The sequence below is a fragment of the Pseudomonas petroselini genome, from assembly GCF_045037875.1.
In the GTDB taxonomy this organism is placed as follows: Bacteria; Pseudomonadota; Gammaproteobacteria; order Pseudomonadales; family Pseudomonadaceae; genus Aquipseudomonas; species Aquipseudomonas petroselini.
In genome coordinates this window covers 4323034-4342823 of the sequence record NZ_CP173614.1, presented here as the reverse complement: position 1 = coordinate 4342823, position 19790 = coordinate 4323034, and the positions used below count along the sequence as shown (strand labels likewise).

16 protein-coding genes and 2 pseudogenes are annotated in these 19790 nt (G+C 59.4%); 7 read left to right on the top strand and 11 right to left on the bottom strand.

Annotated features, from left to right (window positions below):
* Window positions 1-30 precede the first annotated feature (30 nt).
* Window positions 31-717, bottom strand: coding sequence for a GntR family transcriptional regulator (locus tag ACI512_RS19895; RefSeq protein ID WP_064053571.1), 687 nt, complete (start codon window positions 715-717; stop codon window positions 31-33).
* A gap of 226 nt (window positions 718-943) precedes the next feature.
* Between ACI512_RS19895 and ACI512_RS19890 the strand changes: the two genes are divergently transcribed.
* The 7 genes from ACI512_RS19890 to ACI512_RS19860 all read left to right on the top strand — a co-directional run bounded on the left by ACI512_RS19890 (window position 944) and on the right by ACI512_RS19860 (window position 9689).
* A complete protein-coding gene (locus ACI512_RS19890; RefSeq protein ID WP_064053572.1) occupies window positions 944-2596 on the top strand; it encodes a DUF1302 domain-containing protein in 1653 nt (550 codons plus the stop codon).
* Window positions 2597-2620: 24 nt separating this feature from the next.
* Window positions 2621-3973, top strand: a complete 1353-nt coding sequence (locus tag ACI512_RS19885) for a DUF1329 domain-containing protein (RefSeq protein ID WP_236380631.1) — start codon at window positions 2621-2623, stop codon at window positions 3971-3973.
* 69 nt (window positions 3974-4042) lie between these two features.
* Window positions 4043-5089, top strand: coding sequence for a YCF48-related protein (locus tag ACI512_RS19880; protein WP_064053574.1), 1047 nt, complete (start codon window positions 4043-4045; stop codon window positions 5087-5089).
* Complete coding sequence (locus ACI512_RS19875; RefSeq protein ID WP_236380628.1) at window positions 5086-7488, top strand: RND family transporter; 2403 nt, start codon at window positions 5086-5088, stop codon at window positions 7486-7488. Before ACI512_RS19880 ends, ACI512_RS19875 begins: the two co-directional genes overlap by 4 nt.
* 2 nt (window positions 7489-7490) lie before the next feature.
* On the top strand, window positions 7491-8330 hold the full coding sequence (locus ACI512_RS19870) for a 3-hydroxyacyl-CoA dehydrogenase NAD-binding domain-containing protein (RefSeq protein ID WP_064053576.1): 840 nt from the start codon (window positions 7491-7493) through the stop codon (window positions 8328-8330).
* Window positions 8317-8892 carry a TetR/AcrR family transcriptional regulator gene (locus ACI512_RS19865; protein WP_236380625.1) on the top strand — a complete coding sequence of 192 codons (576 nt, stop codon included), beginning with the start codon at window positions 8317-8319 and terminating at the stop codon, window positions 8890-8892. The genes ACI512_RS19870 and ACI512_RS19865 overlap by 14 nt, the downstream gene beginning before the upstream one ends.
* 323 nt (window positions 8893-9215) lie before the next feature.
* Entirely contained in the window at window positions 9216-9689 is a 474-nt protein-coding gene (locus tag ACI512_RS19860; protein WP_236380621.1) for a hypothetical protein, read from the top strand.
* A 135-nt stretch (window positions 9690-9824) separates the two neighbouring features.
* Here the strand turns inward: ACI512_RS19860 and ACI512_RS19855 are convergent, their stop codons facing one another.
* The 10 genes and pseudogenes from ACI512_RS19855 to ACI512_RS19810 form a co-directional block, all read right to left on the bottom strand.
* Window positions 9825-10400: a TetR/AcrR family transcriptional regulator gene (locus tag ACI512_RS19855; protein WP_236380620.1), complete on the bottom strand. Its 576-nt coding sequence runs from the start codon at window positions 10398-10400 to the stop codon at window positions 9825-9827.
* Between the two features lie 11 nt (window positions 10401-10411).
* Complete coding sequence (locus ACI512_RS19850; protein WP_405121282.1) at window positions 10412-12052, bottom strand: AMP-binding protein; 1641 nt, start codon at window positions 12050-12052, stop codon at window positions 10412-10414.
* 78 nt (window positions 12053-12130) lie between these two features.
* Window positions 12131-12388: pseudogene (locus tag ACI512_RS19845) on the bottom strand (methyl-accepting chemotaxis protein); the annotation flags it as partial.
* Between the two features lie 27 nt (window positions 12389-12415).
* A pseudogene (locus tag ACI512_RS19840) lies at window positions 12416-13039 on the bottom strand (PAS domain-containing protein); the annotation flags it as partial.
* A gap of 393 nt (window positions 13040-13432) precedes the next feature.
* Complete coding sequence (locus tag ACI512_RS19835) at window positions 13433-14689, bottom strand: GTP-binding protein (RefSeq protein WP_236380614.1); 1257 nt, start codon at window positions 14687-14689, stop codon at window positions 13433-13435.
* Window positions 14686-15348 (bottom strand): nitrile hydratase subunit beta, encoded by a 663-nt coding sequence (gene nthB, locus ACI512_RS19830; RefSeq protein WP_236380613.1) that lies wholly within the window; start codon window positions 15346-15348, stop codon window positions 14686-14688. Before nthB ends, ACI512_RS19835 begins: the two co-directional genes overlap by 4 nt.
* 63 nt (window positions 15349-15411) lie before the next feature.
* On the bottom strand, window positions 15412-16005 hold the full coding sequence (gene nthA, locus ACI512_RS19825) for a nitrile hydratase subunit alpha (RefSeq protein WP_236380612.1): 594 nt from the start codon (window positions 16003-16005) through the stop codon (window positions 15412-15414).
* Between the two features lie 76 nt (window positions 16006-16081).
* Window positions 16082-17599 carry an amidase gene (locus ACI512_RS19820; protein WP_405121281.1) on the bottom strand — a complete coding sequence of 506 codons (1518 nt, stop codon included), beginning with the start codon at window positions 17597-17599 and terminating at the stop codon, window positions 16082-16084.
* A 180-nt stretch (window positions 17600-17779) separates the two neighbouring features.
* Complete coding sequence (locus ACI512_RS19815) at window positions 17780-18646, bottom strand: transporter (RefSeq protein ID WP_236380606.1); 867 nt, start codon at window positions 18644-18646, stop codon at window positions 17780-17782.
* Window positions 18647-18729: 83 nt separating this feature from the next.
* On the bottom strand, window positions 18730-19788 hold the full coding sequence (locus ACI512_RS19810; protein WP_236380602.1) for a phenylacetaldoxime dehydratase family protein: 1059 nt from the start codon (window positions 19786-19788) through the stop codon (window positions 18730-18732).
* Between the last annotated feature and the right edge of the window lie 2 nt (window positions 19789-19790).

Below are 19790 nucleotides of genomic sequence, written 5' to 3'. Positions count from 1 at the left end.
GCTCGCCACAGCAAGCTCGCTCCTACCTTGTTATTGCAACGTGGCCTGCTGGCGTTCAATCGCCTCGATTGTGCGCTCCAGCGTGTCCTGGATGTGATTGCGCAGCAGCGTCACCGCTCTATCGGTATCGCGTGCCAGGGCCGCATCCATCAGTTCCTGGTGCTCATTGCCTTTGTGACGCTGGCGGATACGTTGCTTGGCAGAAAAGCGCCGGTAACGCTCGGCACGGTCGAACAGCGAGTCGATCATCTTCAGCAACAGCGGCGACGGGCACGCACCAAACAGTGAGAAGTGGAACGCCTTGTGCCGGGTCGACCATTCATCGTCAAGCACCAGCACACCGCTGCCGAGTTTTTTCTCCATCAGGTTCAACCGGTGAAACGCGCCGAGTACTTCGGCTTCCCAGTGGTCATCGCCGTATTCAATCGCATCGCTCAGCGCTTCGCACTCAAGCAGGCAGCGCATGCGCGTGATATCGCGAAAGTCTGCGGTGGAAATCGGCGCCACCCGAAAGCCCTTGTTATCGCTGGACTCGACGACGCCGTCCTGGGCCAGGCGGTTGAGCGCTTCGCGGATAGGGGAGCTGCTCAACCCGTAGGTCTTTGACAGTTCGGCCACCTTGAGCTTTTCGCCGGGGGCCAGTTCACAACAAACAATCGCCTTTTTCATCTTCGTCAGCGCGACTTCGATCAGCGGACTGTTGGCGGAGGGGGTCATGGTGGGTGTCCTGAAATTTGCACTAAACGCAGTTTATGCGCAAAAACAGATTTAGTGCAAAGCCTCATTGCAAATCCGGAATGTGCTTGACATTGAATTTTTACAGGAATAGTTTTTGTGCACAAAGTGTTATTTGGTGCATTAAAAATAACATTGCGCACATGCGGTGCGAGGGCGCCGCGAGTGGATGCCCGTTAACAAAAACAACAAAAACAGGAACATCACGATGAAAACAGCCAACCTGCGGCCCTGCCCGTTGCCGGTCTCCGGCCTCGCCTGCGCCGTCAGCGCAACCCTGCTGCTAAGCCTTTCAAGCACGGTGCACGCCTTTGCAATCGATACCGGCAACCCTGACCTCACCGCCACCTGGGACAACACCGTCAAGTACAGTAACGCTTGGCGCGTGAACAAGCTGGACTCAAAAGTGGCGGCGGGTCCGGGTACCTCCAACGGCAACATCAACCTGGACGATGGCGACCGCAATTTTGACCGTGGGTTGATCTCCAATCGCCTCGACCTGCTTTCTGAATTCGACATCAAGTACAAAGACGTCGGCGCCAGGCTCAGTGCGGCATCCTGGTACGACAACGTCTACAGCCACGACAACGATAACGACTCGCCCGGCACCGCCAACTCGGTGAGCGTCGACCACGACCAGTTCACCAGCGACACCCGGCGCATTCACGAAAAACGTACGGAAGTCCTAGACGCCTTTGTCTACGGTTCCCGGGAAGTGGGCAACACCACGTTATCCGGGCGCCTTGGGCAGTTCACCCAGATCTACGGTGAGAGCCTGTTCTTCGGCGCCAACGGCATTGCGAATGCACAATCCACGGTCGACCTGGTCAAGCTGCAATCGGTCCCCGGTTCGCAGTTCAAAGAGATTCTGATGCCCACCAAGCAGGTGTCGGGCAACTGGCAACTCACCGATACCGTCAGCGTCGGTGCCTACTATCAGTTCGAATGGAACAAGACCCGCCTCCCGGCGGCGGGCAGCTATTTCAGTGGCGCGGATTTTGTGGGTGAAGGCGGGGAGCGGGTGTTCTTTCCGACTGGCGCGTTGCTGCACGGCAAGGACAAGGACGCACGCAATTCCGGACAGTTCGGCGCCCAACTCAAGTTTGCCATCGAGGACTGGGAGTTCGGCCTGTACGCGGCCAAATACCACGAAAAGACGCCAGTGTTTTACTTCCGCCCGGCTGCGTTGGTGCCGGGTGCCAATGACACGTTCATCAACGTTTACCCCGAGGACATCAAGGTCTTCGGCGCCAGCTTCAGCACCCTGGTGGGCGAAGCCAATATCGCCGGTGAGACCTCGATCAGGCTCGACACGCCATTGGCCGGTGTCGGCGGCACCATCATCACTGGCATGGATTCCGACAACGATTCCAATCCGGCTTACCCCATTGGCCGGTCGTGGCATGCTCAGGTGTCGATGGTCAACGTCTACGGTGGATCAGCGTTGTGGGATGGCGCGTCACTCGTCGGCGAGCTGGCATTCAACCGTCGCCTGAGCGTAACCAAAAACGCTGACCAACTGGACCCCAACACCACGCGCGACGCCTTCGCGCTGCGCTTCACCTTCGAGCCGCAGTACTTCCAGGTTTTCCCCGGCATCGATGTGCAAATGCCCATCACGGTTGGCTACAACCCATCCGGCCGTTCTTCGGTCACGCCCCAGGCGTTCGGCCCCGAGCATGGCGGTGACCTGACCCTGGGCCTCAAGGCGGATTACAAGAAGCAGTGGTACGCGTCATTGAGCTACACCAACTTTTTCGGCGAGGCCGGGCCGGTGATCAACTCGGCCAACTCATTCACCTACCAGCAAAACATGAAAGACCGGGACTTCGTGGCGTTCTCGATCCAGCGAACCTTTTAAGCAAAGAACAGGCGGACACTGATAATGACAAAAAATAAATTGCTGCTGCTCTCGACCTTGTCGTTGGCGATTTGCGCCGGCTCCGCCTTTGCGGCGGTCAGTCCTGACGAAGCGGCCAAACTCAAGACCACGCTCACGCCCATGGGCGCGGAGAAAGCCGGCAATGCCGATGGCAGCATTCCCGCGTGGACCGGTGGGCTGACCAAGGAGGTGGCCGGCGCCAAATTCGGCGACGTGCCCGCCGACCCGTTCCCCGGTGAGAAGCCTGTGCTGAAAATCACCGCGAAGAACGCTGCGCAATACGCGGACAAATTAAGCGAAGGCACCAAGGCACTGTTGGCCAAATACCCTGACACCTATCACTTGGACGTGTATCCGACACATCGCACTGCCGCCGCGCCCGAAAGCGTTTATCAAAACACCTTTGCCAATGCCACACAGTGCAAGACCACCAGCAACGGCCTGTCGGTGGAGGGCTGCTACGGCGGCATTCCATTCCCGATCCCGAAAACCGGCAACGAAGTGATCTGGAATTTCCTCTTGCGGGTCGAAGCCGAGTCCATCCAGATGGGCTATGCCAACATCATCGGCAACGCCGACGGCACCCAGACCCTGGCCAGCCGTGGCGTCGAGAACTGGCAGTATCCCTACTACTACAAGGAGGGCAACGCACAGGCCTGGAACGGCCAGTACGCCTTACTGCGCTTCTTGACCAACGAGCCACCGTTCAAGGCCGGCGAATCGCTGGTGACCCACGACAGCGTCAACCCCGCGGAGCCGCGTGAAGCCTGGCAATACCTGGTGGGCCAACGCCGCGTAAGGCGTGCGCCTACGGTGGGGTATGACACGCCGGACTTTGTCGCCTCGGGCGCCAACTACTTTGACGAGGTCCACGGTTTCATCGGCCATCCGGACCGTTATGAGTGGAAACTGGTGGGCAAGAAAGAGCTGTACATCCCCTATAACGACAACAAGTTCAATGCCGAAAAACGCGACGATACCTTCGTCGCCAACCACTTGAATGCCGACAAAGTGCGCTGGGAACTACACCGCGTCTGGGAGCTGGAAGCCACGGTTGCGCCGGGCAAGCGCCACGCGGTGCCCAAGCGCAGATTCTTTATCGACGAAGACAGCTGGACGGTTTCCCTGGTGGATGGCTATGACGCTGAAGGCAAGCTGTGGCGCGTGTCCCAGGTGCTGCCGTTTGTAGTGCCATCGATTCCTGCGGTGGTGGTCAAGCCGGTGGTGATCTACAACCTGCAAGCCAAGACCTACAGCGTTGTGCAGAGCCTGAACGGTGAAACCTACAGCGTGATCCCGCGTAAGCCGGAGAATTTCTTCACCGGCAACTCGGTGGCTTCCGGGTCTGTGCGCTAAGCCTCGCACCTGCGTGTTCAACACTGTGTTCCGGGGGCAACCCCGGAACCGCATCATCGAGGCTCGAAAATGCGTATACACACACTCAAAGCATTGCTCGTGACGCTGCTGATGAGCGCCGTGGCGTGCGCGGCGGAGCAAATGCCGGTGCAGCCGGCGATCGCCAGTGCCCTTGCCGCCCAATCCGTCATGCTTAGCGTGGCGCGCGCCGGTAAGCGCTTGGTCGCGGTTGGCGAGCGGGGCTTCATCATTGCCTCCAACGACGAAGGCAAGTCCTGGCAGCAACTTAATTCGCCGGTCAGCGTGACGCTGGTCAAAGTGCGCTTCATCGATGACGTCGAAGGTTGGGCGGTCGGGCACGCCGGTGTGGTGTTGCATACGCGCGACGGCGGGCTGAACTGGACGCGACAGCTGGACGGCATCCAGGCGGCAGCAATCGAACTGCAAGACGCCACGCGCAGCGGCGATACAGAGCGCATCACCCAAGCTCAACAATTGGTCGACGAAGGCCCGGACAAACCGTTTCTGGACCTGCTGTTCGTGGATGCTAATACCGGTTGGATCGTCGGCGCCTATGGCCTGGCCTTCGTGACCCACGACGGCGGGCAAAGCTGGCAGTCGTTACGCGCTGCACTCGACAACCCCTCGGGCCTGCACCTCTACGCCATGGCGCGCTCTGGTGCAGACCTGTTCATTGCGGGAGAGCAGGGCACGCTGTTGCGCTCGCGCAACCAGGGCCAGACGTTCGAGGCATTGGCCTCGCCGTATGAGGGCACCACATTCGGCCTCCAGGCCACGCAAAGCGGCGTGCTCATGATGTTCGGCTTGCGCGGCAAAGCTTTCGAGTCGCGCGATGCGGGTGACAGCTGGCAGCGCCTCGACACCTTGCAGCCGATCACGCTGACCAGCGGCCTCAGCCTCGCCGATGGTTCGGTGCTGCTGGCTGACGAATCGGGGCGCGTATTGCGCTTTACCGGCGAAACGAACAAGGCCGTCGCCATTGAGGTGCCGCAATCGAGTTACTTCACGGGCATGGCGCAAACCGCTGCCGGCAACCTGGTGATCAGCAGCGCACGCGGCATGCTCTCGTCCGAATTGTCGGAGCACGCGCAATGAACAGTTTTACCCGCCCTGCAGAGCCCGAGGTCAGTTTGAATTCCAGTGCGTTTGATCCCGCTTCCGGCACGCTGGTGGAACGTGTTTTGTTCAACCACCGCAGCATTATTTTAGGCCTGTGCGTGTTGCTCAGCCTGGTGTTGGGTTATCAGGCGCTGAGCCTGAAGCTCAATGCCGCGTTCGAGAAAATGATCCCCACCGATCATCCCTACGTGCAGAACTATCTGAAAAACCGTAGCCAGCTGGGGGAGGGCGGCAACACCTTGCGTATTGCCGTGGAGGCGACTCAGGGCAGCATTTTTGATGCAGCCTATATGGAGACCTTGAAGAAGATCAACGACGAGGTTTTCCTGCTGCCAGGTGTTGATCGCTCCTACATGAAGTCTTTGTGGACCCCCGCGACCCGCTGGATCGGCGTCACCGAAGAGGGCTTCGACGGCGGCCCGGTTGTGCCGGACAACTACGATGGCTCCGCTGCCAGCCTGGAACAGGTGCGGCAGAACGTGGAGCGGTCCGGTGAGGTGGGCAAGCTGGTCGCGTCCAACTTCAAGTCGAGCATCGTGCTGCTGCCATTGCAGGACATCACCAGCGATGACGGCAAACCGTTGGATTACAACGCGCTGTCCGCTCAGCTCGAACAGATTCGCGCAAAGTATGAAAGCAACGCCGTGAAAATCCATATCACCGGGTTCGCCAAGGTGGTGGGCGACCTGCTGGACGGCATGCGTCAGATGCAGCTGTTCTTCGCCGCGACCCTGGTGATTTGCGGCATCGTATTGTTCTGGTACACCCGCTGTGTGCGCAGCACGTTGCTGGTGCTGCTGTGCTCGATCATTGCCGTAGTGTGGTTGTTGGGCCTCTTGCCAACATTGGGCTTTGACCTCGATCCCTACTCGATCCTCGTGCCATTTCTGGTGTTTGCCATCGGGCTCAGCCATGGCGCGCAGAAGATGAACGGGATCATGCAGGATATCGGTCGCGGCGCCGACAAGCAGGTGGCCGCACGCCTGACCTTTCGCCGACTGTTCCTCACCGGGCTGATGGCGTTGGTAGCCGACGCTGTGGGTTTTGCCGTGCTGATGATCATCAAGATCCCGGTGATCCAGGACCTGGCCATTGCCGCGACCCTTGGTGTACTGACGTTGATTTTCACCAACCTGATCCTGTTGCCGATCCTGTTGTCGTACACCGGGGTCAGCAAGGCTGCTGCGCTGCGTGAGGCGGCGAATGACAAGTTCGCACAGTTGGACAGCCACCACGGTCGGCATGCTTTCTGGGCCTTTCTCGACCGTTTTACCGAGCGCAAATGGGCACGTGGCGCAATTATCGTGGCGCTGCTGCTGGGCGCTGCCGGCTTTGCTGTCAGCCTGCAGGTGAAGATCGGCGACCTCAACCCTGGCGCGCCGGAGTTGCGCGCCGATTCGCGCTATAACAACGACAACCGCTTTATGGTCAGCAACTTTTCCGCCAGCAGCGACAAGTACGTGGTGATGGTGAAGACACCGCAATACTTCTGTGCCAAATACGAGACGTTGGTCGCCGTGGATGCACTGGAAGCGACGTTGCAGCAGTTGCCTGGAGTGGTCTCCACGACTTCGCTCGCGGCGCTGAGTAAACAGGCGGCCGCCGGCATGAACGAAGGCAGCATGACCTGGTACGAGATCCCGCGTAACCAGGGCCTGTTGAACGCCATCATCACCCGCGCGCCCCGCGAGCTGTTCAACCAGAACTGCGACTTGTTGACGGTGTATGTCTACCTTACCGATCACAAGGCCGACACCTTGACGAGTGTGGTGCAGGCCGTCGAACACTTCGCGGCGACTCACAACACGGATCAGATCCAGTTCCTGAATGCGGCGGGCAATGCCGGTATCGAAGCGGCTACGAATATCGTCGTCAAGCGCTCCAACGTGCAGATGCTGTTCATGGTCTACGCCGCCGTCATCGTGCTGTGCTTCATCACATTCAGGTCGTGGCGTGCGGTGGTGTGCACGGTGTTGCCGCTGATGCTGACCTCGATTCTGTGCGAAGCCTTGATGGTGGGCCTGAACATCGGGGTCAAGGTGGCGACGCTGCCGGTGATCGCCTTGGGCGTGGGGATCGGCGTGGACTACGCGCTGTATATCCTCAGCGTGACCCTGACCAACCTGCGCCAGGGCGCGAATTTATCCAACGCGTACTACCTGGCGCTGCTGTCTACCGGCAAAGTTGTGGTGATGACCGGGATCACGCTCGGTGTAGCGGTGCTGACCTGGGTGCTGTCGCCGATCAAGTTTCAGGTGGACATGGGCATCCTGCTCGGGTTTATGTTTATTTGGAATATGGTCGGGGCCCTGATTCTGGTGCCCGCGCTCGCGCACTTTTTGCTTAAACCCACCCCGCAATCGGAGTTGAATTGAAGATGAGTCTTGCAACGGTTGGAGTGGTGGGGGCCGGCACCATGGGCAACGGGATCGCCCAGGTGTGTGCAAGTGCTGGTTTAACGGTCAGGTTGCTCGATATCTCCAGGGAAATGCTCGACAAGGCCGTAGCGACCATCGACAAGAACCTTGGACGGCGGGCAATGGAGCCTGCCCATAAGCTCGCGGTGCTCGCCCGAATAGAGCTAAGCACCGACTACGGGTGCCTGCAGGATGCAGATATTGTGATTGAGGCCGCTACGGAGCATTTGTCGCTCAAGCACGACGTGCTCAAGCGCGTGGTGCAGCACGTGAGCCCGCAGTGTGTGATTGCGACGAACACGTCGTCGCTGTCGATCACCCAGTTGGCGGCGAAACTGTCACACCCGGAGCGGTTTGTCGGCGTGCACTTTTTCAATCCGGTGCCGGTGATGCAGTTGATTGAGGTGGTGCGTGGTTTGCGCACATCTGATCATACCTACACGCAGGTATTGGCGCTGGTTGCGCGGCTGGACAAAGTCGCAATCACCAGCGCCAACCGGCCAGGGTTTGTGGTCAACCGCATCCTGGTACCGATGATCAATGAGGCGGTGTTGGTCTATCAGGAAGGCATCGCCAGTGCGAAAGACATCGACAGTGCCATGGTCCTGGGCTGCAACCAGCCCCTGGGACCTCTGGCATTGGCCGACCTGATTGGCCTGGACACGGTGCTGGCGATTCTCGAGTCGCTCTACGCCGGCTTCAGCGACAGCAAGTATCGACCGGCGAGCATGCTCAGGGAGTTGGTTGCGGCGGGGGACTTGGGCCGTAAAACCGGGCGTGGCTTTTATGACTACGGTTGAGCACGGTGAGCGCTTGGCCAGCCACCGTGACAAGGCCGTAGAACTGTTCGCCCGCAAGGGGTTTGCCCAGGTGGGTATGCGCGAGTTGGCAACGTGCATGGGGTTGGCGCCGGGATCGCTGTATTACCACTACCCGAGCAAACGACACCTTTTGCTGGATATTCTGGAGGAGTTCTACGAGGAACTGCTGGCAACATTGGCGCGGGTGGATGGCCGGTGCGGCGACAGCGTGGGCGCCGTCATCCGCGCTCACGTCAAATTGCATCAGCAGCTGCCCATGCACTTTCGCATAGCCCTGCGCGACAGCGGGTGCTTGAGCGAGGAGCAGCAGCAGGGCATCGAGGCTTTGCGCGGCCAATACGAATCGCGTTTGTTGGCCTTGTTGGATTGCCCACGTCAGCCTAGTCGGGCGCTCACCTTCGGTTGCGTCATCGCGTCCCTGCTGGGCATCGTGCATGCATGGTTTAGCACGCAACGGTGGGAAGACGGGGACACTGCCAGGCTGATGGAAGTGGCATTAGTCGGAGCCATTGAGCGGCTGCTGGGGCTGCCGGCCAGCTAGTGGAGGCGCTCATGTCAGGGCTGCGCGCGAGGCGAGCACTCAAGCGCCGACGTCAATAGCGACTGCTGGGCAGTTTTATATGTTCCAGAAAGTAGTAATCCACTGAATCGTTCTGATAACAGAGTGAATATAACAACTTATGCCGTTTATGATGATAAAGGTATGATTCTCCAAGGGGGCGATGTGACGGGTGATGCACAGGCAGGAATTCCCACGCCTCATGCTATCGACTAGGGCCGCAACACGTTGTCGGATCGATTGATCACAGGACAATTTCCGTCGAGCAAAAGACCTCCACGGAACATTAGTGAAGAATAAATTCCATGAAGATAATTAAGTCGACAGATCTTGTCAGTTCTCCAAAATACGAGCGTTGGAAGAGCCAATGGAAGGATCAGTCCGAGCTGGATGTGTTTTCTTATATAAGTGATGTTGTACACCCTGAAGATGCCTTGATGTTTTGTAAGGTGTTATTCCCCGATTTTGTTGTTCATGAATCGGGGGTGTTTCTGGAAAGCAGGTTTACTGTTGAAGCGTTCTCCAGCTGGATGGAGACTTGCAATAATGATGTAGTGGCGGTTGAGAAAGTTTTGAATCATATGCATCTGTATGATGTTTTTGGAGGCTGCAGTGACAGGGTGGATGAAGCTGTTTATGAACAGCTGTGCAGGATTGTTGCCCAGTCATGGAGGATGGTGTTGCTGAGTAAATGTCCAGAAAAGAAATTTAGTGTGCAAGCGATAGTGTCTGACCAGGAATATGGCCCAGTGGTAACTTTTTCTCAGGTCAGAGAGTAGTTTTTATGGGCGTTTTCTAATCCCGGTTTTGTACGATGGGAGTTTCGGCTTGATCGCTACCACGCTGGAGCGTGACATGGACGCGAACAAAGGGGCCTGGGTCAGTTTTGACATCCAGCGCAGGGTAGGGGGCACTCAAGGCAGGGCGTTTATGGCGTGTATGACCGCATCGGCGATGGTCTTTGTAATAAGCCGACGTTGCCCCTTATCAACCTTCGGGCTCAGCCAGGTGGGTAGGCTGTTCAGCATGGGCAAAATCGCAGTAAGCGCACCCTCGCGCAACGTCCCGCCGGGCGGATGGCCCAGTTGGCCGACCAATTTCATGAATTCTGACTCATAGGCTAGCCTCAATCGCTCAATGCGTGCCTGCATCGGGGCGCCCAGGCAATTGGCATCCATCACCGCTAACTTGAAGTGCCCGGTCATCTGTTCATGCAATTTAAGATGGCCTTCGATCAGTTTTGTCAGGCGTTGCGCGGGCGTCAATCTTCGGGTCTTGAGCAGGTCGACGTGCGACAACAGTGCCTGATACAGCTCTGTCAGCCATTCAAACAGCATGGCTTCCTTGCTCTCCACATGGTAATAAATCGCCCCCGGGCTGATGCCAACATGCGCCGCCAATTCGCGCATGCTGACCTGGCTGAAACTACGTTCCTTGAACAGCTCCAGGGCTCTGCGCTGAAACTCCGAGCGGCTCAGCGCGGGAGCCATACGCCCGTGAGTCATGTGTCGAGTGCCTGCTGTTTGGCAATTTCCTGGTTGCGCAGAATGAACCGCTGCACCTTGCCACTCGGGGTCTTGGGCAGTTGTTCGACGAACTCGATTTCCCGGGGGTACGCATGCGCAGCCAAGCGCTGTTTGACATGCAGGCGCAAGACTTCCGCCAACTCCGCACTGGGCAGGTACTGACGGTTCAGCACCACAAACGCCTTGATCAGCTCGGTGCGTTGCGGGTCGGGCTTGCCGATCACCGCAGCTTCGACGACAGCCGGATGTTCGATCAGCGCACTCTCGACATCGAAAGGCCCCACGCGGTAGCCGGACGTGGTGATCACATCGTCGTTACGGCCTACAAAGCTGATACTGCCGTCCGCATTGAGCTCCACGATATCGCCGCTCAAGTAGTAACGGTCGACAAAGGCCTTGGTGGGCATATGCAAGTAGCCATTGAACCAGCACAGGGGCGAGCGCTCGCGGTCCACCGCCAGTACGCCCGGCTGACCCGTCGGTAATTCCCGGTGCGCATCATCCAGCACGACAATCCGGTACCCCGGCACCGCGTAACCGGCAGAACCCTCACGTACCGGATGGCGTAGCCCATGGTGATTGCACAGCACCATGCCGATTTCGGTCTGGCCGTAATGGTCGTGAATGACCACGCCGAGCTGTTCGGCGAACCAACGGATGACTTGCGGGTTGAGCGGTTCGCCGGCGCTGCTGACGACACGCAGTTGACCACGCACGGCGTCGACGAACTCGGCCCCGGCAGCAATCAGCAGGCGATAGGCCGTGGGCGAGCCGGCCAGGTTGCTGATCGCATACTTGGCGATAATCCGGCAGGTGCTTTCCACGGTGAAAGGGCCGTCATGGAACAGCGTGGCCCGGCCGCACGCCAGTGGTCCGGTGACTGCGTAATACAAGCCATAGGCCCAGCCGGGGTCGGCGAGGTTCCAGAAATGATCGTCTTCGCGCAGGTCGATTGAATCGCGCATATAACGTTTGAAGGCCAGAATGGCGCTCAAAGGCACCTCAAGCGGCTTGGCAGGTCCTGTAGTGCCCGAGGTACACATCAGCAGGAAAGGCGCACTGGCGTCCAGCAGCTCAGGCGTGCAGTCGGCGTGTTGACGGCCGAGGGCGTCCCAGAAACCGTGATCGCTCGGGTGCTGTGGGGGGCCGTCGGCCACGATGACGCGAGGGCAGTCGGGGATGTCATCCAGCTTGGGACGATTGTGGGAATCGGTCACGATCCAGCGTGCCCCGGAGCACGCCAATCGCTGCTCGATCGCCTTGGGCCCGAATGCGGTAAAGAGCGGTTGGTAGACCGCGCCGATGCGCCAGGTCCCGAGGACAGTAATCACCAGTTCAACTGTGCGTGGCAGCAGTCCGGCGACACGATCTCCCGGCTGGACCCCTTGCGCTCGCAGGAAGTTTGCGAAGCGCGCAGCGTGCACCTGCAATTCGCTGAACGTGTAACGCGTGGCGCGACCATCCCGCGTTTCGCAGTACAACGCCACGGCATTGCCATGAGCGTGCCGGTCGCAGCACTCGATGCAGGCGTTCAAGGCTTGCGGTTCGCCGTGCAAGTCTTGAGCCGCCAGTTGTAGATAGTCGAAAGTTGACACTGCTGAGTCGTAATCGCGCATAACGTACCTGATTATTATTGTTGGCATTTGCCCTGTGCCCACGCACGCCGCGCAGGCGCAGGGATGTGACTAGTTGTCCATCATCTCGGCCGCTTGCTGGGTCGCCTGGCTGGTTCGCGTGGCGAGCTTGCGCACTTCATCGGCGACCACGGCAAACCCGCGACCGGCTTCGCCTGCTCGCGCCGCCTCAATGGCGGCATTCAACGCCAGCAGGTTGGTCTGGCTGGCAATGCCCTGGATGGTGGCAACAATCTGCGTCAGCTTGGTGAGGGTTTCCTGCATCACCCGATGTTGTTGCGCCTGCGCCTCGCGCATCGTGCTTTCTTCATGGTGGGCATGTATGTCGGTGATGGCACCCATCACCCGTTGCGGGGAGCCGTCCTGCGCGCGGCGCGTTTGCCCGCGGCCGCGAAACCAGCGGTACGTGCCGTTTTTGTGCTTGAGTCGATAATCCACATCGAACGGCGTCTTGCCGCTTCGGTCGTCCACATGGGCGACGAATGCGCCGATGGCCCTTTCGCTATCGTCGGGATGCAAGCGCGAGGTCCAGCTTTCCAGGGTGTTGGGGAACTCCTCAACCGTGTTGCACCCTAGCAGTCGGCGCATTTGCGAAGACCACCAAATGGTATTTTTTGGGTTCGCCGGGTCGCCTGCCACCACCTCGATGTCCCAGAGCCCGTCATGCAGCATCTCCCGGGAAATATCGAAACGTGTGGCCGCCAGTTCGAGCGCCTCGTTGTGCAGGTACTGTGCATGAATGTCACGCACGGTCCCCGCGATGCAGAGCGCTGCGCCTTGCGCATCGCGCCGCGAGGTACCGCTGATGCTGCACCAGCGGTAGTCATCGCCGGGTGCAGGCTTCATGCGCACCTCGAGTGCAAACGCGGTCCGCCCGCTACGATCGGCAAGGTGCCTGGCGAGCGCCGCCAGATGCGCTTGCCGGTCATCCGGGTGCAACTGTTCACTCCACGCGCCGAGCTGATCCATCGCCTGGGCCGGGTTCGACGCAGGCCCCGTCCACGTCATCGCACATTCCGGCCCAGGTGCAGCGGTTCCATCCAGCTCCAGTTCCCAGAACAGCTCACCTGCGCCCTGTATGATCAGTGCCCAGCGCGCCTCCCATTGCTGCAACAGCTTGTCACGGCAGGCCAGGTGCTCCTCCAGTTGGCTGACGCGAAACGTCAGTGCGCTGGCCTGCTCCTTAACGGCTTGCCGCTCTTGCAGCAGGTGTTCGACGCTTGCCAGGATGCGGTGCACTGACCGGTTGTTCGACGACAATGGCGTGCTCGCCTGCCCAGGCTGGTCCAGCCGGTCGGCGAGCTGCGCCAATACCCGGTGTGTGGTGCGGCGGAAAAAGAGCATGGGGCACCTCTACCTCGGTCAAATGGGAACAGCCTGCAAGGATTGCATCGGGGCGGATAAGGCCTGGGCGTCAAAGACGTTCGCGCCTGGCAGCGTTTGCCAGGCGGATGGGCCAGCGGCGATTTCCTGGGCACTCAGCAAGCAGTCGTCGAGGGCGCGCTGTAACACGTGGGTATCCAGATCCTGGCCGATAAAGACCAGCTCCTGCCGGCAATCGCCGACAATGCTGTCCCACTTGGTCATGATGCTTCGCAACCGATATTCATCCCGCGGCCATTGCGACGGCTCGATGAAGTTCCACCAGTGCCCGACATAGTCCCACTGGAACTGCCTGCCGCTGTGCACCAGCAGCCCCGTTTCCAGGTGCCGGCTGGCGAGCCAGAAGTAACCCTTGCTGCGCAACAGGCGCCCGTTGCACCAGGGGCGCTGCAGAAAATCGAATAATCGCTGTGGGTGAAAGGGGGCACGCTCGCGGTACACCCATGACGTCACGCCATAGGTGTCCGACTCGGAGGCCGGTGTCTCGTCGGCCTGCATTTTTTTCATCCAGCCGGGTGATGCAGCCAGGCTGGGTAAATCAAACAGATGGGTACCGAGAATGCCTGATAGCTCAACGTTGCCGTGTGTCATCGGCATGATCCGCGCGGTCGGGTTAAGGCCGGTGAGGATCGCGTGCACGGCCTGGTAACCGGGCTCGTCGATCAGGTCCAGTTTGTTGACGAGAATGACATTGGCGTACTCCACCTGCTCAATCAGCAGATCTGCCAGATGGCGTTTGGGCGCGTCCGCTTGGGCGTCGTCGCGGGCCACGATGTCTGGCGCGTCGAGCAACGCCTGAAAACGACTGCCATCGACCACCGTCACCAAGGTATCGAGCCGCGCCAGTTCGCTGAGGCTGAAACCTTCTGCGTCAAGGAATGCAAACGTCTCGGCAACCGGCATCGGCTCGGAAATGCCCGTGGACTCAATGAGCAGGTAGTCAAAACGTTGCTGGCGTGCCAGGGCACTGATCTGCTCGAGCAAATCGGCGCGCAGCGTGCAGCAGATACAGCCATTGCTCATCTCGATCAATTCATCTCGACCACGGTGTAGCGCCACGTCGCGCTGCACCTCTTCGGCATCGATGTTGACGTCGCTCATGTCATTGACGATGACTGCCACTCTCAGGCCGTCGCGATTACGCAAAATATGATTGAGCAGGGTGGTTTTGCCGGCGCCGAGGAAGCCAGAAAGCACGGTCACCGGCAGTCGGCCCGCCTGGGCGCCGTCAATCATAGGTTCACCGCTTGCGCGCTGGCGGCCTTGTCCAAGTAGCTTTCGAACAGGTCGACCACCACAAAACCGTCGTCGGCTGCATCCCCCCACAGGTCTTTGACGCGAAACTCGACGTGGTAGGTTGGCTGATGCGCAGCGCTCAAGTCGCCATGACCTATGGCGTCCGGGAACGGCCATTTTTCTGAAGTTCGGTGCAGGACCACGCCTTCCTTGCCGCGCACATAGGCCGGCATGCGGATATGCCCGGCCACATACTCGTTGCGCACGACAACCCGGTCGCCGACTTCAAAAGGCGGTCGGCCAGTGATCGCCGGACGACCCTGCGCATGCGCGGGGTTCGCCAGCTTGAAGTGAGCCCCCAGGGCCTGATCGAGCTCCGCCTGGGTGATGACGCCGGTTTCGACCAGCAGGGTGGCGGTGGCGATGACATAGCGTTCGTAGTACTGGGTGCCGACATGCTGGCGCACGTCTAGGCGTTCGACGGCGTGGCGCACTTCGTCCACGCTGAACTTCTTCAAGTGATCGGCACCGATAAACATCAAGCTGTACGCCAGGTGCTCCCAGTCCTGCTTGAACACAGGTTGGTAGCTCAGGCTGTTGACGGTGTGAGGGACTTTGCCAAAGCCTTGGAAACCGCCGAGATCGTGAAAGCCATCCATCGTGGATACCTCTTAATAGCGAATGAATAGAGAATGAAAATTGAAAGAAACAAAGCACCCTGATTAGGCGACGTACGGTAGCGCCACGCCAATAAGGACATCCTTGGTAATCAATTTTCGAAGTGCCTCTTCATCCATGGATTCGCTCCCCTTTGGCCGCAGAGGCAGCACCAGGTAGCGGCTTTCGGCGCTGGTGTCCCACACCTTGATGGTGACCCCATCCGGCAGCTCCGTGCCCAGCTCACGCAGCACGGTGCGCCCTTCGCGAACCAGTCGGGCGCGGAACTCGAAGCCCTTGTACCACTCCGGCGGCAAGCCCAGGACGGGCCAATTGGTGCAGGAGCACAGGCTGCACACGATCACGTTTTTCACACTGGGCGTGTCTTCCAGCGCAACAATGTATTCACCTTGCGGGCCGGTATAGCCAAATTGGGCGCATGCAGCGGTACCGTCCTTGAGCAGCAGTTCGCGGAACTGCGGGTCCACCCATGCCTTGGCCACCACCCGAGCACCGTTCTGCGGGCTCCATTCGTGTGCCATCAGCTGTGTCATGTGCTCGATGTAACCGTCGGGGATCAGGTCCTTTTGTTTGAGCACTTGCAGTAATGCCTGTGCTCGCTCACCCGGGGTTGATGTTTTATTTTCAGGTGTGGTCATCAGTTAGTTCCTCATCGTTGAGCTTCTAGGCAGCGCCCGGCGGCTTATTCTCTTGCGCTGCAAGGGGACGCACCGGCTACTGACTGTTTTTCCAGTCAACCGATGCCTCGAATGCCGCGGCAGCCTGGTAAATCGTGCCTTCGGCATAGTGTTTGCCCACCAGCATCAGCCCGACAGGTAAACCGTCTACCAGGCCACAGGGAATCGACATGGCCGGATGGCCAGTGATGTCCTGTGCGGAGGCATTGCCGATCATTTCCAGCGCTCGGGCCACGTACTCGGTGACCGAGCAACCGGGCTCCGGGTGGGGCTGGGCAATGATCGGCACGGTAGGCATCACCAGCAGGTCATAGCGCGCCAATGCGGCGTCATAGCCGGAGCGTGCCAGGCGCCTGAGGTTTTGTGCCTTGGCGTAGAAACGACCGTTGTAGCGCTCCAGACCGTATTGCCCGACGAACATGCACAGCTTGAGAGAGGCGGACAGATCATTCGCCTGGTCGCGCCATCCGGCTTGCTTGTCCAGCAACCCGAGGTCATACAGCCCTTGCCAGTTAAAGCCGGCCCCATTGCCGTGCATCATCTGCATCGTCAGGCCTTCACAGCCGATGGGGTGCCACAGCGCACCGGCAATCTTGTGCTCAGGCACTGACACCTCTTCGACCTGCGCGCCCAGCCGTGCAAATGCGTCGATGGCCTTGCGCACAGACGAGGCAACACGCGGGTCTTGGTTGGCCAGTTCAAAGCCTTCGCGCAGCACTCCGATCCTCAGCCCGCTCACACCGCGCTCCAGGTAATCGCTGTACGTGTCGACCTGGGGCGCGGCTTGTCGCGGATCGAGCCCATCCGCTCCCGCCATGACCTCCAGCATCAAGGCGTTGTCGCGTACGTTTGCCGTGATGGGGCCGGCATGATCGATAGTCGCCTCGATGGCCATGATCCCGGTGTAAGGCACCAGTCCGTGGGTCGGCTTCATCCCGTAAGTGCCGCAGAATGCGGAAGGAATCCGGATTGACCCTCCTTGGTCACCGCCGACTGCCAGGTCAACCTCGCCCGAGGCAACCAGTGCGGCGCTGCCGGAAGACGACCCACCTGAGGAAAATCCGTGGCGATAGGGGTTGTGCACCGGCGCCGGATCGGAGGTGTGACTCCCCCCGGACAGGCAGTAATGCTCGCAGGTTGCCTTGCCAAGGATGGTTGCGCCGGCATCCAGCAAGCGGGAGACAACGGTGGCATCAAATGATGGAACGAAGCCTTCAAGGGGCTTTGCACCATTCATCATGGGGATGCCCGCGAGTGAAATATTGTCCTTGAGTGCGACGGTTTTATTCGCCAACTTGCCTTTGCGCGCACCGCTGACTTCCGTGCGGAAGTACCAGGCGTTGAGCGGGTTATGTGCAGCCGAGGGTCGATAGCCCGAACTGCGTTCGTAACGCACCGGCGGAATGAAGTCAGGCAGCTCGTCAATCAGGTCATAAGCATCGAAGCTTGACTGCATAAGCGCCAGGTATTCGTGGGCTTGCTCCGCACTGATCTGCATGTGCAGGCGGCTCGATACATCCAATAGCTGTTCAAGGGTGGGGCGAACAATTGGCATGGTTGGGCTGTCCTTATCGTAAGTGGCCGAAGAGCACTGCTGCTCATCAATATCAGTGGGCCTGGCGCTCAAGATAGTCCGCGCCTCAAGTCGCAGGCTTGGTTGAGAAAGACATCGACTTGGCTGAGCCGGACACCGCTGTGCAAAGGCGCAAAGGGCACGCGGTCGCAGACCCTTGGGTTAAAAAATGCGCGCATAACGCAGGTTCATGCGGAAGTCTTCCTGGGTGCCGTTGTCCACCGAGAGGTCCTTGCCCAATTGCAGTTGGATCTGGTCTTGGGGGGTGACGAATTTGGTGGCGGTGAGACGGAAGTTGGTGGTGCCAAGCTCGTTATCCTGATTGACGTGCTCAATGTTCGTCTCACCTCCCCAGGTGCGCCCGAAGCCGATACCAAACGCGGTGCTGGCGTCTGGCATGTAACGCGCCATGATCTGCGCTGCGTAGGAAACGTCCTGCTTCATACGGTCGGCATTTGCACCGTAGTCCGTGTTGTCGCCATACCAGGTGGCACCGCCGACCAGGTCCATCGCCCATTTTTCTGTGAAGTGTTTGACGTACGCACTCTGCAGTTCGAATTTCCAGCGGTTCTCGCCGAGATTGAGCGCGTCGTCCTTGTCATACGTACCCGTCGGCACATACAGGTAGGGGGCGATACTGAGGGTGTCGCGGGCTTCGTTGAACCGCCATTTGACCGGCGCCGTGAGGATCAAGTCGCCAACGCCGCGAGTGCTGCCCAGGGCTGAGGCGTCACCTGCGCTGGAGACGTGTCCGAAAGGCAAAAGGAATTGCGGGTCGATGGTGACGGTGTCGGAGAGTGCGTAGACATGCAGTAGCCGCAGGATGCCGATGTCAGAGCTCACCCTGAAGTCAGAGCTGACCTTGTGGCCGTTGGCATAAGCCGAGTCCGTGGTGGCGTGCTGGTAATAAATCGCCCCGATCGTAGCGCCGACCGGGTATTGCTCATAATCGCCGGGCGCTACTTCACCGGCGTTGGCGTGAAGCGCGGGCAACAGCGTAGAGAGCGTCAGCAGGCGGATCTTATTCATCATTTATTCCTCGCACAGGGAAACCGGCCACCCGAGGAGGGTGGCAAGGCGGCAGAAAGGGGGGAGGTAAACGCCTATGGCGCTCACGTGGTTGGCGGCAGCGCGTCGCGCAACATGCCGGTCTGCGGGTGACAGTTGATGTACTCGAAGACCTGGCTCTTGGCGTCCGACACGGACACTTCGTGGTACAGCCTTAACTTCTTCAAACCCGCGGCCACGCGGAAAAACGTCACGAAAATACGCAGGTGAGTCGGGTGAGATTCAGCCCAGCGTTCGAGTTTCTCCACCGAGCGCCAGTGACCGATGTTGTAGCTCAGGTCGAGAAAGTTGCCGTCCAGGTCGATATTGCGCACAAACCTGTTGCTGTAGCACCCCAATGGCTGGCCGTTGTCACGCAGGAAGTCCATGCCGTCCTGCAACGTCGGCAAGATTTCGTCGAGGTAGAGCGAGCGCTCCTCTGCCTCGGCATCCGCCCAGTCCTGGCCGGAACGAATCAGTGTGAGGTTGTCATGCCCCAGGACCAGGACCCGTCCGCCCTGGGCCGGGTCACCCGCGATCACTTGCAGCTCGCTCGTGGGCTTCATCCAATCCGTCTGGGAGATCGGGAAACGGTCGCGCATCGAACCCCAGTAACCGTGCTCTTCGATCTCTCCACTGGTCGTATCCATTACTGCGCCGACACCGGGCAGGTTCTCCTGGAAGGCGTACAGCGTCTCGAACTGCTCGGTGCGCGGCGCGGTGATTTCGCGGAAATAACCAAGGCCTTCAGCGAGCCGATCCGGCGAACTCCACCAGTCATTCACTTGGGGTGACCGCAACCAGCGACAGTGGGCGGCCGGGTCTTTCCAGTACCCGACCACAATCAAATTATCAAAGCTGCTGCTGTCGGTGTGGTGGGTCAAATCATAAGTCTGCGGGCCATCGGCCAGGCTGAAACTGCCGACGATGTGACGCATCGCCTGCAATGCAGGTTCGCGCTGGTCGCCGCCGCGATATTGCACGCCCAGATAGGCCATCACCACTTGTTCCAGTTGCTCGTCAGCGCGTGCGACCCACATAGGGAACGGCGGTTGATACTCATCCGGTACACGGCGGGACAGGGTGCGCGGGCATTTGAGATGTGTGTCGATTGCAGATTCCATCT

Bases quoted from the DNA above. Each gene is read 5' to 3' on its own strand.
- nthA (WP_236380612.1), bottom strand. From the start codon at position 16,005: ATGACCACACCTGAAAATAAAACATCAACCCCGGGTGAGCGAGCACAG.
- ACI512_RS19875 (WP_236380628.1), top strand. From the start codon at position 5,086: ATGAACAGTTTTACCCGCCCTGCAGAGCCCGAGGTCAGTTTGAATTCC.
- ACI512_RS19855 (WP_236380620.1), bottom strand. From the start codon at position 10,400: ATGGCTCCCGCGCTGAGCCGCTCGGAGTTTCAGCGCAGAGCCCTGGAG.
- ACI512_RS19870 (WP_064053576.1), top strand. From the start codon at position 7,491: ATGAGTCTTGCAACGGTTGGAGTGGTGGGGGCCGGCACCATGGGCAAC.
- nthB (WP_236380613.1), bottom strand. From the start codon at position 15,348: ATGGATGGCTTTCACGATCTCGGCGGTTTCCAAGGCTTTGGCAAAGTC.
- ACI512_RS19820 (WP_405121281.1), bottom strand. From the start codon at position 17,599: ATGCCAATTGTTCGCCCCACCCTTGAACAGCTATTGGATGTATCGAGC.
- ACI512_RS19880 (WP_064053574.1), top strand. From the start codon at position 4,043: ATGCGTATACACACACTCAAAGCATTGCTCGTGACGCTGCTGATGAGC.
- ACI512_RS19895 (WP_064053571.1), bottom strand. From the start codon at position 717: ATGACCCCCTCCGCCAACAGTCCGCTGATCGAAGTCGCGCTGACGAAG.
- ACI512_RS19835 (WP_236380614.1), bottom strand. From the start codon at position 14,689: ATGATTGACGGCGCCCAGGCGGGCCGACTGCCGGTGACCGTGCTTTCT.
- ACI512_RS19890 (WP_064053572.1), top strand. From the start codon at position 944: ATGAAAACAGCCAACCTGCGGCCCTGCCCGTTGCCGGTCTCCGGCCTC.
- ACI512_RS19810 (WP_236380602.1), bottom strand. From the start codon at position 19,788: ATGGAATCTGCAATCGACACACATCTCAAATGCCCGCGCACCCTGTCC.
- ACI512_RS19850 (WP_405121282.1), bottom strand. From the start codon at position 12,052: ATGCGCGATTACGACTCAGCAGTGTCAACTTTCGACTATCTACAACTG.
- ACI512_RS19860 (WP_236380621.1), top strand. From the start codon at position 9,216: ATGAAGATAATTAAGTCGACAGATCTTGTCAGTTCTCCAAAATACGAG.
- ACI512_RS19885 (WP_236380631.1), top strand. From the start codon at position 2,621: ATGACAAAAAATAAATTGCTGCTGCTCTCGACCTTGTCGTTGGCGATT.
- ACI512_RS19815 (WP_236380606.1), bottom strand. From the start codon at position 18,646: ATGAATAAGATCCGCCTGCTGACGCTCTCTACGCTGTTGCCCGCGCTT.
- ACI512_RS19865 (WP_236380625.1), top strand. From the start codon at position 8,317: ATGACTACGGTTGAGCACGGTGAGCGCTTGGCCAGCCACCGTGACAAG.